This is a genomic window from Mucilaginibacter gossypii (assembly GCF_900100945.1).
In the GTDB taxonomy this organism is placed as follows: domain Bacteria; phylum Bacteroidota; class Bacteroidia; order Sphingobacteriales; family Sphingobacteriaceae; genus Mucilaginibacter; species Mucilaginibacter gossypii.
Genome location: NZ_FNCG01000007.1, coordinates 68,580 through 82,072, shown reverse-complemented (window position 1 = coordinate 82,072; position 13,493 = coordinate 68,580). Strand labels below are relative to the sequence as shown.

Annotated in this window: 10 protein-coding genes; 7 read left to right on the top strand and 3 right to left on the bottom strand. The window is 44.9% G+C overall.

The window, feature by feature from the left end:
- Positions 1-54: 54 nt before the first annotated feature.
- The gene (locus BLS28_RS30840) at positions 55-213 is read left to right on the top strand and encodes a hypothetical protein (RefSeq protein WP_176844468.1); all 159 of its coding nucleotides are present in this window, start codon (positions 55-57) and stop codon (positions 211-213) included.
- An 8-nt stretch (positions 214-221) separates the two neighbouring features.
- A complete protein-coding gene (locus BLS28_RS14850) occupies positions 222-1,334 on the top strand; it encodes a hypothetical protein (protein ID WP_091168595.1) in 1,113 nt (370 codons plus the stop codon).
- On the opposite strand, the gene BLS28_RS14845 is transcribed toward BLS28_RS14850, so the two are convergent.
- On the bottom strand, positions 1,309-1,557 hold the full coding sequence (locus BLS28_RS14845; RefSeq protein WP_091168592.1) for a hypothetical protein: 249 nt from the start codon (positions 1,555-1,557) through the stop codon (positions 1,309-1,311). The genes BLS28_RS14850 and BLS28_RS14845 overlap by 26 nt on opposite strands.
- 97 nt (positions 1,558-1,654) lie before the next feature.
- Here BLS28_RS14845 and BLS28_RS14840 point away from each other — a divergent pair, with 97 nt between their 5' ends.
- A complete protein-coding gene (locus BLS28_RS14840; protein WP_091168589.1) occupies positions 1,655-1,885 on the top strand; it encodes a helix-turn-helix domain-containing protein in 231 nt (76 codons plus the stop codon).
- Positions 1,886-2,596: 711 nt separating this feature from the next.
- Here the strand turns inward: BLS28_RS14840 and BLS28_RS14835 are convergent.
- Positions 2,597-3,502, bottom strand: a complete 906-nt coding sequence (locus BLS28_RS14835) for a helix-turn-helix domain-containing protein (RefSeq protein ID WP_091168586.1) — start codon at positions 3,500-3,502, stop codon at positions 2,597-2,599.
- 141 nt (positions 3,503-3,643) lie between these two features.
- On the opposite strand from BLS28_RS14835, the gene BLS28_RS14830 reads away from it, so the two are divergent.
- On the top strand, positions 3,644-5,206 hold the full coding sequence (locus tag BLS28_RS14830) for a DHA2 family efflux MFS transporter permease subunit (protein ID WP_091168582.1): 1,563 nt from the start codon (positions 3,644-3,646) through the stop codon (positions 5,204-5,206).
- A gap of 339 nt (positions 5,207-5,545) precedes the next feature.
- On the opposite strand, the gene BLS28_RS14825 is transcribed toward BLS28_RS14830, so the two are convergent.
- The gene (locus BLS28_RS14825) at positions 5,546-6,154 is read right to left on the bottom strand and encodes an RNA polymerase sigma factor (RefSeq protein ID WP_091168578.1); all 609 of its coding nucleotides are present in this window, start codon (positions 6,152-6,154) and stop codon (positions 5,546-5,548) included.
- A gap of 167 nt (positions 6,155-6,321) precedes the next feature.
- Here BLS28_RS14825 and BLS28_RS14820 point away from each other — a divergent pair, with 167 nt between their 5' ends.
- The 3 genes from BLS28_RS14820 to BLS28_RS14810 all read left to right on the top strand — a co-directional run bounded on the left by BLS28_RS14820 (position 6,322) and on the right by BLS28_RS14810 (position 13,015).
- Positions 6,322-7,467 carry a FecR family protein gene (locus tag BLS28_RS14820; RefSeq protein WP_091168573.1) on the top strand — a complete coding sequence of 382 codons (1,146 nt, stop codon included), beginning with the start codon at positions 6,322-6,324 and terminating at the stop codon, positions 7,465-7,467.
- A 300-nt stretch (positions 7,468-7,767) separates the two neighbouring features.
- Positions 7,768-11,136 carry a TonB-dependent receptor gene (locus BLS28_RS14815; RefSeq protein WP_176844467.1) on the top strand — a complete coding sequence of 1,123 codons (3,369 nt, stop codon included), beginning with the start codon at positions 7,768-7,770 and terminating at the stop codon, positions 11,134-11,136.
- Positions 11,137-11,146: 10 nt separating this feature from the next.
- The gene (locus BLS28_RS14810) at positions 11,147-13,015 is read left to right on the top strand and encodes a RagB/SusD family nutrient uptake outer membrane protein (protein ID WP_091168568.1); all 1,869 of its coding nucleotides are present in this window, start codon (positions 11,147-11,149) and stop codon (positions 13,013-13,015) included.
- The last annotated feature ends 478 nt before the right edge of the window (positions 13,016-13,493 follow it).

The following is a 13,493-nucleotide window of genomic DNA, read 5'->3' as shown; positions in this document are numbered from 1 at the left end:
CGTTTTTTTATATTCAATTTATCTAATACTTATTAATATTAAAAATAAATAATTATGAAAACAGAAAAATTAAAATTAACTGCACCGAAAACCGCAAAACTTTATGGGTACAGTAAGCCCAGCGCGGTAAAAATGTTTGAAACGTCTACCGGTACCGATCCGACGACAACTTGCACAACAAGTATTTCAACAACCCACATTTACAATGCTTAGATAGGGAAATGCTGAAGAATGAGCTGGAAATATTGACGACAATTCAAAACCGGCAGGTTATTGCTGGGCAAATTGCTGCTGATCTCAGTTCAGGTTTTAGCGAACACCTTAAAGCAAGCTGCGACCGTGTCAGGGATGCCTGGACGGCCGCGGCTTTTTCGGCTGAAAGCGATACATCGATCCGCCGCTACTTTGATTTTCATTTTAAGTTTCTTTCCGGGCTGATCATGGAGAATGACTGCGATGTGCTCGGGGAGCTTTCAGATGAACTTTACAAGCTGATGGACTATTTGCTGCACTTCTATCGCGTTTATATTGACCAGTTGCAATCAGCGCCCCGACAGTATTGTGCTTATCGGTTGCGGTTGAACGAACCTGGAAACAGGGATATGCTGGAGCGATTGCAAAAAATGTCGATTAGTCTTGCTTTCAAAACATGTCTCGCAAAATGTCTTTCCCCCCTTTATCTTGAACTACCGGCCGATGATCTTACTATAGGCGCCCTTTTTTATCGTGAGCGGCTGGTTTCTGAGCTTGACTGCATTTGCCGGGTCCCCGCATTGTTGACAGACGAAAATCTGATCGCCCTGCTGATCGCGCTCAATTTCAACCATCTTCATTTTATGGATTTTCTGCGGGAAAGAGTCATGGCAGCACTTTACGGCTTGCCTCTTGCAGAACGGGAAAAGCGTTTGCTGGAGCTCAGCCTGGCCATACCTGCCCATGATAGCTCAAATACACTGTCATTCGATAGCAACTGGCCGTCTATCGGAGCAATGTATAAAGAATGGTTGAACGGGTACCGTGCACTCTGTAATTTGGGAGGCCGGACGACAGTTCCCCCCGGATTACCGTTTGCGAAATTACCGCTCAATATCTCCGTCAAACATCTGGCTTGTATGATCCGGGCATTATATTCGTCAGGCTTTTACGGTAGCGTTTCGTTGTCGGCGATCTTTGACCATTCGGCCGCTGTTTTTGTCACAAAAAAACAGGATCAGATTTCCGCGGATAGCCTTAGCAATGCTTACTACAGTGTTGATCAGTCATCCGCAGCAAAAACAATTGGGATCTTTGACAGCGCATCCCGTGTGCTCAGATCCTGCTATTTCCCTGGCTAGGCTGCAATAAATTCAATACCCCATGTTTGGTGAGAAATGCTGTAAGTTCCCCAAGCCAGATGTAATCAAAATGTTCCATCCTGACAAGTACCTGGGGGCCTATGGAAATGATGTCTCCTATCGTTGAAAATCCCATCTTTTTACTTTTTTGCCTGAATTCCTCGCTGAAAGAAAGCGCAGCGAATGGCTGGTTTAAAAGTATGTCCTGATCGAAAGCATTCATTTTCAAAGCTTAATGTAGGTTGCTTAAGGTTAAAGATAATGAAAAATGATCATATATGATTAGTTTCCGGTAGATTTTATCTCTGAATTTAGATTTTGTGAACAAAAGTCTAAATGCAAAATCAATTCAAGCAATTGGCATGAGGCTGAGAGAGGAGCGCGAGAAAAAGCAACTGACTCAACCAAGGCTTGCTGATTTAGCAAATATTGGACACGCACAGATTACCAGGATTGAAAGAGGTGTTGGCAATCCAACCATGAATACTTTATTGCAGCTTGCCCGGGCCATGGAGATTTCGGTCCATAAGCTCATACCGCCGGATCTTTAATTTTCAGCGCTAACGTTCGGTCAATGTTTACAGGACAACAACAAAATTGCATCAGAGCGGATGTGCGGCAGGGATCTGGTTTGAATTGCCTGGTATTAAATTAAGCAACCCGGAGTTCTTTATAGGATGAGGCAGTTAACAGATAATGATTGCCAAATAAAAAGGAGAGTTGGTTGACTCTCCTTTTTTTATACAGATTTACTGCTTTGGTGTTTTAACGAAAACCTTTCCTTCGGAAACTTAATTATCTCCTTTATAGGGCAGCGGGTAATCACTGATAGCATTTTCGATCATTTCCAAAACGCCAGGGCTTAATGGTATCGGGGGAAAGGGCGATGATTTCGCCGCCTCCAAGGTCGACATAAGAAATTGAACAGATCTGCTCAGCATTGATGACGGCGTTGTCGTCACCGTCGACATAACCATATAAATCATGTTGGTTATATATTTCGTAAAATTGGCCCTGTACTTTTACCCGGCCTTAAAAAGTACTATCCGAACGCGTATAATCAAATCACAAATTATACTCATCAGGTTATTTATCTGCTGATGAAAAAAAATATACGGCAGGTGATTCAGGAAGGATTATATCGGGACGAGTTTATCCTGAAGTTATTGCAGGCTTTCTTTTTAAACTTTAAGAACCTGTTTTGTGCAGAATGTACGCCATTAAAAAAGCGTTCTAAGATGAAAGGTTCGCTCCTATTGTGGTCAGGCGGAAACCCGGGTGCGTGCAGGCGCTGTTCCGGTGTATTTTTTAAAGAAATTGGTAAAGTATGCCGGTTCTTCGAAACCAAGTCCACCGGCAATTTGTGCAATGCTCCAATCGGTATGCTGTAGCAGCGCCTGGGCTTCTTTGATCATACGGTCCGAGATCACGCGGCTGGTGGTGCGCCCGGTGATCATTTTAACTGAACGGTTCAAATGATTGGTATGAACAGCCAAGCCCTGGGCAAACGCTGCCGGGGTGCGTAAGGCCATCGACTGTCCGGGCGAATCGATGGGGAACTGCCGCTCCAGTAAGGCCAGGAACTGCGCAGTGATACGTGCCGCGGCCCCGGCATGGCTGTCTACCGGAACAACCGGAAGCATGTTGAGTGATTCGTGCATGAGTATGCGCAGATAACTGCGCAGCATATCATATTTAGCCCGGTAATCGGAAGCCATTACGGCACGCATACGGTTCAACAGGCCGGAGACCAGCGCTAATTGCGGCTCGTCAAGTTCCAGTACATGCCCCTTATCTGCCTGGAATAGCGGAAACTCCGGTAAACGCCCCTTGTAATCGACAGATTCGATAAAGGCCTGCGTAAATAAGCAAAAGTATCCGCTTTGCGGACCGCCGCCTGATTCCCAGGCCGAGGGCACTGCCGGGCTCGAGAACACCAAAGCCTGGCGGTCGATGACAACCTGCTTATCCGCATAGATCATTTTACCCTTGCCGATAACCAGCGCTACCTTGTAAAAATCGCGGCGGCCAAAAGGTGAGCGGTTTAAGCACGGCTCCCGCAGAAAAACATTAAAATGCCCCTGGCCGGTATTATTTTCCGGAAATTCGGTTTTATCGCCAACCGGGTGCCGGCGGTAGAAATCAGCGAGGGTTTCGATCGGTTCCATGATTCAAAGATAAATACTATTTGATTATTATAATTCAATATGACAAATAAATGATTTAAATTACCCTTTGTGTTTGATGGTTATAAGTTGTTGTTTGATAGTTATAAGTCGCCGTTCGTTGGTCCGGATTAATTTTGCGGCATGGAAACCGGATTCAGAAAATGGATCATCGTTATTACGATCATCACCTCGACTATCATAGAACTTATCGACACCACCATCGTTAACGTATCGATTAATACGATGAGTGGCAACCTGGGAGCTTCATTGGAAGATACGGCCTGGGTTATTACTTCTTATGCCATCGCAAATGTGATCATTATCCCCATGACCAGTTTTTTGGCAGAGAAAATTGGACGGAAGCAATACTATATTGGTTCTATCTTATTATTTACGCTGGCCTCGGCAATGTGCGGCTTTTCCACGAACCTATGGGAATTAGTGGCCTTTCGTTTTATCCAGGGGGTTGGGGGCGGGGCTTTATTGTCAACCTCCCAGGCCATTTTGTTTGAGACTTTCCCGCCGAAAGAGCGTGGTATGGCAAGCGGGATTTTCAGTCTGGGCATTATTATCGGCCCCTCTATAGGCCCTGTTATGGGTGGTTATATTGTAGACAATTTAAGCTGGCAGTGGATCTTCTATGTGAATATTCCAATAGGCCTGATGGCCGCCTTACTTTCGTTTATATACCTGCGCCCGACCAAAGGTGCTGCAGATGGCCGGCGCATCGATTGGCGCGGCATCTTTTTGCTGGCCGTTGGTGTGGGTGCTTTGCAGGTCGTTTTAGAACGCGGTGAAACTGATGACTGGTTCGCGGCAACATATATCATCGTACTCAGCGTGGTGTCAGCGATCGCTTTGATACTATTGGTTTGGTGGGAGTTAACCACAGCATATCCGGTGATCAATTTCCGGGTGCTTAAAAGTGCCACGCTGTCGATCTCGGCGGTGATGACTTTCGTTCTGGGCTTTGGTCTGTTCAGTGCGGTTTTCGTATTCCCGCTATATGCGCAGCGTATTATCGGTTATTCGGCGTTCCAGACGGGCACGATGTTATTGCCCGGTACACTGATGGCAGCGATGATCTCGCCGTTTTTAGGGCGTATGCTTCAAAGCGGTTTACGTCCGCAGTATCTGATCATTACGGGATTTTTGTTTTCAGCCATTTTTGGATTTTTCATGTCAAAATCGAACCTGGCCACCGGAAGTGCATATTTTTTTATCCCGCTTATATTCCGGGGGCTGGGTGCAGCCTTGCTTATCGTACCGTTAACCGCATTGGCAGTGTCCGAATTGAAACCGCAAGACATCCCGCAGGGGGCAGCACTTAACAATATGATGCGTCAGATGGGTGGCTCGTTCGGTATTGCGCTGATCAATACCTATATCTCCAATCGGGCTGCGGTTAACCGGACGGCACTGGTCGCACATGTTACCGCTGCTGATCCGGCGACGCAAATGCGGCTGCAGGGCTTTGTGGGAAATTTAATGGCGCATGGTGCGACTTATTTGCGGGCGATGCAGCAAGCGATCGGAGGACTGGAAAATACCGTGGTTCGGCAAACCTTCTTATTGAGTTATATGGACGCTTTTTTGCTGCTGGCTTTGATGAACGCGTTTTGTATACCGCTGGTGATCCTAACGATCAAAAAGCGTAAAGCCGGCGCTGCGCCGCAAAAGCAGGTGGTCGTTTCAGACCATTGATTTCCAGTCAGTCTTTGAAAAGTGAGGTTGAATTCTTCCTTTCACTCGCTTGTTTTTGAAATTATTTTTGACGTAGCTGTTTTCGTTAGGGGCAATGATCCAAAGTGATTCGGGCTTTTCGTATTGCGGTTTGACTACTAACTTTAGTGAACCTTGTTCGTTAAAGTTTTTGCAAGTAAATGCCCGGTGATCGTTATCGCAGATAGCGGGCAAAATCAATATCGGTTGCAGCGTTATTTGCGGCCTCGCAGGCGCGGTAATTTGAAGCAGGGAGTTTCGGTAAAAATGTTACGCTTTCCATAAAGTGTCCGCTTTTTTAAATCTGGAGCCTATTTTTACCTATAACCCAAGTTGGTTGTGTAAAAGGATCAATTTTGCAACAAGTATAACCGTTGGATAGTGTTTGAAATGAGGCTTAAGGTGTTTGACTGCCAGCGAGATCTGATTCTCAACCGCTCTTTTTGAAATGGATAGTCGTTCGGCAATCTCGGTGTTACTTAATTGATTTACCCTGCTTAAAAGGAATATTTCTTTACATCTCGGAGGTAGTTTATCGAGCAATTTATCCAGGTCAGTGCTGAGTTCGATAACTTCAAAACTGGTTTCGGCGCGATTGTATTCAACACGTAAGTCATCCAGCTTTTCGTAATCTGGGACATATTTTACCGGCGAGGTATGACTTGCTTTTATAGCGTTGTATACACGGTACCGTGCGGACGAGGCCAGGTAGTTTTTAAATGTAATGATTTTGAGCGCATCCCGCTTTTCCCAAATATTAACAAATATGTCGTTTACAATGCCCATGCAGGTGTCGGTATCATGCAAATAGGAAAAAGCTTTTTTATAAACCAGCTCCCAGTAACGATCATAAAGCAGGGTAAACGCCTTTTTATCATGACGTTTCACTGCGGCAAATAAATCTTCATCTGATTGTTGAGTGTGGTTCATGTAAAAGAATCCGGGCTAAGCTTGAACTTTGCAAGGTAATAACAAAGTTTTATTGTTAAGGGATAGCCTGGTCTGATTTTGGATCGTTTGCAAAAAAGTTAAAAAAAATAAAAAAGGTGTGTGAGTTATTGCCGCGGGAGTTGTCTGTACTAATAACCGTTATAGCCATGTTGTACCAGGAATTTAAAGAATTATACGAACGTTGCACGTCGGGTAACTGTACGCCTGAAGAGCAAGAATTATTTGAAGCATATCGCGATAACTTCGATTTATCGGATATGCCCTGGATTGCGGATTTTGGTGACAGAGCTGAAATTGAGAAACGCCTGAAAACAGATCTGCACAAGCGGTTATCTAAAAACCAGATAAAACCGCTTATCAGGATCCGATGGTGGGCAGCAGCGGCTGTTATTTTTGCTCTTGGTGGATTACTTGTTGTCCATAAGTATTTCGACGGAAATACTAAACCTCAGGAAATGGCATCCGGCGGCAATATTGTCAAACCGGGCAGTAATAAGGCCACATTAACGCTCGCGGAAGGAAAGCAAATTGTCCTTAATGGTTTGCACAAAGGGCACTTGTTTACCCTTAATGATGTTGCTGTCAATAACGATATCGATAGCAGCGTGACTTATCAGAAAACCACTGCCGGAATCTCCCGTTCATCACCGCCGTACCATGTATTATCAACGCCCCTGGGTGGAAAATACCAGCTTACACTGGCCGATGGTACGAAGGTCTGGCTAAATGCCGGTAGTACCATTAAGTTTCCGATAAACTTCACAGGCAGGGAAAGAGTGGTTGAGCTATCTGGCGAAGCGTATTTTGAGGTGGCCCATGATAGCAGCAGGCCTTTTAAGGTGACCGCTGCAGGCCAGTTGGTACAGGTGTTGGGTACTCATTTTAATATCAACGCCTACCAGGACGAAAATGCAGTTAAAACCACGCTGCTGCAGGGGAGCGTTAAAGTTTACGGAAAAAATCAAACTCCGGGCGTTCCTGAAGTCATCATAAAACCCAATGAACAAGCTGTTTTCAAAAATAACCGGTTATCAAAGATAACTGTTGATGCAGAAGCGTTTGTGGCCTGGAAAGAGGGGAGGATCTTGTTTAAAAATGCGGACATTCATGATGTAATGCGCAAAATTTCCAGGTGGTATAATGTCGAAGTGGAATATCAGGGCCAGTTGGGTAATGATACCTACAACGGTGAGATCCCCCGTAACGCAGCTTTTTCCGAGGTGCTGAAAATCCTGAAACTTGATGATATCAATGTAAAACAAAACGGGCGAAAGCTTATCGTCTCTCCATAGCCCCCTGCATCATCCTATAAGAACCAATACCAATTATTAACCTCAAAACCCAATTTAAGATGAAGAAAACAGATACTTAAAAGCTCCCTTTAAAAATTCTCATCCATAAAAAATGCCGGAAGTGCTTCCAACACTGCCGGCAGGTTCCGCTCGCGCGGTAGTTTCTGGATCCGAGATTAATAGAAAACCAGCACAGTTCAATTTTAATCAAACCAAAAACTTAACGAAACTATGAAAATTAATCTACGTAGTTTAAAAAACTGCGAATTTCTGTTTTTAAGTCGAAGAACATTTTTAGTGATGAAGCTAATTATTTTGTTAACTATCGCTTTTACTTTACAGGTTAAAGCGGATGTGTTCGCCCAAAAAATCACCCTGTCCGAAAACGGGGTATCGCTCGAAAAAGTATTAAAAGATATCAATAAGCAAAGCGGCTATACTTTCTTTTATAAAAATAAGCTGCTGCAAAATTCGCCATCAGTATCCATCAATGTTAAAGATGCCGACATTAAAGAGGTACTTGATATTTTATTAAAAGGTCAGCCGCTTTCCTACAGTTTTGCCGAAAAAACCATTGTCATTAAGGGCAATGGCGAAAGCATTGAACCTGATGTCAATAAAAATAAAGCGGTCATAGCTGATATTGAGGTTAAAGGAACCGTGGTTGATGAGGCCGGCCGGCCTTTACCCGGTGCTTCGGTAAAAATTAAAGGAACAGGGCAGGGGATGACCACCAATGAAAAGGGCGAGTTTGTGTTTAAGAATATACCGGAAAATAGTACGCTCGTCATCTCTTTCATAGGCTATACTACCAAAGAAGTTCAGGCCGCGAAGGATCTTGGCATTATCGCCCTTGTTCCAGGTAATGGCCTTCAGGAAATTGTTGTGGTAGGTTACGGAACTCAGCGGAAAGAACGGGTTACGGGATCGATCGTATCTGTCGGTACTAAGGAGTTGCAACAAAGCCCGGTCGCCAATTTAAGCAACGCGCTTGCCGGTCGTTTACCCGGTTTGTTAACCGTTCAAAACAGCGGTGAGCCGGGTGCCGATGGTTCCTCTCTGAACATCAGGGGCTTCGGTACGACTAACAATTCGGCTCCACTGGTTTTGGTTGATGGTATCCAAAGGGACTTTAGCGGTATAGATGCCAATGAGGTTGAAAATGTAAGCATCCTTAAAGATGCGGCTTCAACCGCTATATATGGCATACAAGGCGCTAACGGCGTTGTACTGGTTACTACCAAACGCGGAAAGATCGGCACATCGCGTATTTCGGCGACCGCTCAAAATGGCTGGCAGTCTCCAACCTCTTTACCGCAGTATGTTGATTCATATACCGGCCGCAAGCTCTATAAAGAAGGTTTGATAAATGATGGTCTTTTTGCAGATACCAGCGCTTATACCGATGTTTTGCTGAATAAATACCGGGACCGCAGTTATCCGGCCTATCAATATTTATATCCTAATGTGAACTGGACAAAAACGATGCTGAAGCCGTTTTCCTACCTCTCGCAAGGTAATTTGAACGTCACTGGCGGCACCGAAAAAACAAGATATTTTATCTCGTTATCCTATCTGCAGCAAAACGGCCTTTATAATTATGAAGATGCGGTAAGCCAGTACGATATCCAGGCCATCACCCATAAATATAATTTCCGCTCTAACATCGACCTGAACCTTACCAAAAGCCTGTCGATGGAGTTGAACCTCGGGGCGATCGTTTATGACAGGAATTATCCGGGCGCGAATGCCTCGCAAATATTTAATGATATCAAACAAACACCCGCTTGGTATTACCCTATAACCAATCCTGATGGATCGCCGGGTGCCGCGCCCAATACTAACCAGTCACCTTATGTTGATCTGACCCAGTCAGGTTACCAACGGAACTTTGAAACCGCCCTGCAATCTACCGCTGGTTTTAAATGGGACCTGGGCTGGCTGACCAAAGGTTTGAGTACACGTGTCCGGTTATCATTTGATAATGATAACTTCCGGAATGTAAACAGACCGTTATCCAATATCACTTACCAGTATTTACTGAACCAGGGCGTTGCCGATACGGAGACCGACCTGGCAGCTAATGGCCATTACGTGATTGTAAATAATGGTACCGGTACGCTTGATTACGTGGTGAACGCCAACGGATCACGACGCACTGTATTGGAGGCTTATATAAACTACGACCGTGATTTTGGGAAGCATTCGGTAAAAGCGATGGCTATTTACAACCAGTCGAGTTTTTTTGATGCTGTGGGTGGTGGCGTAGGAAACGCGAGGGCAGGGCTGCCCTATAAATACCAGGGTGTTTTAGGCCGCGCGGCATATGCTTATGACGACCGTTATCTGGCTGAATTTAATTTCGGCTATAACGGGTCTGAAAACTTTGCCGAAGGGCACAGGTTTGGTTTCTTCCCGGCTGTTTCGGCAGGCTGGATAGCATCAAACGAGCATTTTATTAAAGATAACCCTTCGCTTAGCTTTATCGATCAAATTAAATTGCGCGGATCATACGGTATTGTTGGTAATGATAAAATAGGCTCGAGCAGGTTCCTTTACCTGAGTTCATGGGTAACCGGCGACTCCTATAGATTGGGTTTTAACAGCAATGGAAATGGCTATACCGGTTACTTGGAGGGCCAGGCCGGCAATACCTTATTAACCTGGGAACGGTCAAAAAAAATAAACCTGGGACTGGACCTGAGTTTATGGAAAGGGATGTTCTCACTTTCGGCGGATGTTTTTAAAGAACGCCGCAATAATATCCTGGCCACCTCGCAGCTGATCCCGTCTTTTATAGGTTTGCCGCAAATACCGGCGGTTAACGCGGGCATAACCGATAACCGGGGGTATGAGATTTCGCTAAGCCACAGGCACGAGTTTGGTAAAAAACAGGGATATAGTATCACCGTTAATTATGCCTATGCCACCAATAAGATCCTGTTTTATGCCCAGCCCGATTATCCCGGTCGCGAATGGCAGGCTTTAAAAGGTACGAGTATCAACCAAATTTACGGTTACACCGCCCTCGGATTGTTTAAAAGCCAGCAGGATATTGATAACAGCCCTTCGCAGGCAAGCCTTGGTGTTACCAAACCGGGTGATATTAAGTATAAAGACCTGAATGGAGACCATGTGATCAACAGTTTAGATGCCGGTTTTCTTCCCGGAAAAGTAGCCAATCCCAAATCGCAGTTTGGCGTAGCGCTGGGCTATCATTATGCCAATTTTGATATAAGTGTCCTGTTTCAGGGTGGTTTAGGCGGCTCTACTTTACTCTCGGGATCAGGGGTTTATGCCTTTTCGCGCTTTGCCAGTTCGCTGGTACAGGTGGTGGATAACCACTGGGTGGCCACAAATCCCGATGCCAATTATATGTTCCCGCGTATTTCATCGGCCGATAACGTGAACAATCAGCAAGCTTCCACCTTTTGGATCTATTCATCAAATTACCTGCGCCTAAAAACTGTTGAACTGGGCTATACCTTACCCGCAACATGGATGAAAAGGATCGGGATAGAGAATGCCCGCGTCTTTGTTAACGGCATTAACCTGTTGACATGGAGCAAGCTAAAGGATTTCAATTTCGATCCGGAAATTGGTAACAACGGTACCGGAACTTATCCGCAGCAAAAAGTGATCAACGCGGGTTTAAGATTTACATTTTAAAATATTCAACATGAAAAGCAACAAACTCATATACCTGTTTTTAATGGCCTGCATTTCTGTGGTTTCCTGCAAAAAATATCTTAACGTGGTACCGACAGAGCTGGTTACGCAGGATGCGGTTTTTAATAATATCCAAAATGCCGAAGGTGCATGGAACCATTTATACGCCTCGCTGAACAATAATGATATACAGTTCATTTACGGAGGTGGAACGGTTTTAGGGGCCTGTACTGATGAATGTAAAAACCATTGGGAAAATGTGCCCGAATTGCCGTTTAACTCGGGTGCCTGGAACGCTACCAACAACTCCCTCGATATCTGGGGCCGGGCTTACCAGTATATCCGGTCGGCTAATATTTTCCTGGCAAGTATTGATAAAACACCTATCCCAGCCTCAAGGAATGATTATTACGCGCCCCGCATTCCGCTGTACAAGGCGGAAGCAAGATTTCTGCGTGCCAATCAATATTTCGAATTATTCAGAAGATACGGCGCCGTCCCTTTAATCAATACAGTTTTAGCCACAACAGATCCGGCGGCCACCACCACAACAAGGAACACCGTTGATGATGTGGTTAAATTTATCACCTCGGAATGTGACGCCATTGCCGAAATTCTACCGGTAAATTATGCCATTGGCTCGGCAGATTATGGGCGGATAACCAAGGGTGCAGCGTTAGCATTAAAGGCGCGTACTTTACTTTATGCAGCCAGCCCTTTATTTAACGGGAACACGATGTATGCCGGTATTAAAAATGCCGATGGAACGCAGTTGTTCCCTCAGTCCTATGATAACAATAAATGGCTGCTGGCGGCCAACGCAGCCAAAGCGGTGCTAAACCTGAATGTTTATTCACTATCCAATCCCAACCCGTCAAACCCTGTTGATAACTATGCGCAGTTGTTTTTTACCAGGAATTATGATGAGATCATATTGCCGTATATTATGGGGAACAACAGGAATTTCGAAGGTAATTATTTGCCTAACGGCCGGGATGCCAATGCCGTTAACGGCAACGGTAAAATGAGCGTGTTCCAGGAGTTGGTTGATTCGTACGAAATGAATAACGGCAGGCCAATAACAGACCCTCAATCGGGTTATCAGGCTACGGGCTTTTGGAATGGCGAGTTATGGGACGGTGTAAGGAATACGCCTGTATCCAATATATCAAACATGTATAAAAACAGGGATCCCCGTTTTTACGCTACTATATTTTTTCAGTACGACGTGTGGAATTATACGAACAATGCGAGGCCCTTAAAATTTGCTTGGTTTGGCAATAACGGCGGTGGTTGCGACGGCTGGCCGAAACCTGGCACCAACTGCGAAACCGGTTACAACTGGCGTAAATGGGCCGATCCTAATGTTAATTTAAAAGGTGGCGGCGATGCCAACCGTAATTTTCCGATTATCCGTCTGGCCGAGATCTATTTGATTTATGCTGAGGCTATGAATGAATATTTAGCTGCGCCAAACAGCGATGTGTATAACGCTGTAAACGCCGTGCGCAGCCGGGTATCTATGCCGGGCTTACCCATCATCGCGGCTGATAATACCAAAGAAGGTATGCGGAAAAGGATCCAAAATGAAAAACGTGTGGAGTTTGCCTTTGAAAATCAGCGTTTTTGGGATGTTCGTCGCTGGTTGATAGCTAAAACGGTAGACAACGGCAATATGCACGGCATGAATGCGAGGCCTACACCTGGAGAGTTGAACGCTACCGGCTTGGATCCTAATAGTGAAGCTGCGGGTGTTGCCGTGTTTTATAAAACAGTGGTAGATCAAACCCGTGTTTTTGCCGACAGGCATTACCTGATGCCAATACCTCAGACCGAGATCAATATCGACCCGGCACTGGTACAAAATTATGGATGGTAACCTAAACCCTTATACCGGCTGACCTGCTTTTACCTTCGGTTTTAAAATAACAGCAGTGTAAAAGATCAACCCGGGACGGCTAACTAAAGCGGTTGTTTTGAATAAGACAATCGCTTTAGCCTGGCCGTTGATAAACGAAAGGTAAACGACAGGATACCTGCTATTAATTTTAGCTCACCCTTGTTTTTTTATATCAAACTAAACCGGATTCTTTAAACCGGAAAGCTATTGTATGCCCGTTCATCACTGCTCGTCAGCTATATAAATACATAATCTGGCCGGATACGCCCGTTCAGCTCTTATGATTATTCCTGATCGCAGTTTTAAAGTTCACTTATATGCTCGTCACCTACAAACATAAAACAATAACATTTTTTAAGCTGTTAGTCTGCAACCTGATTTTTTTTGCAGGTAACGCATATGGTCAAAATAGGAATCAATTAACACCCGACCCAAAAGCCGTTGTGCAATCCGGGAA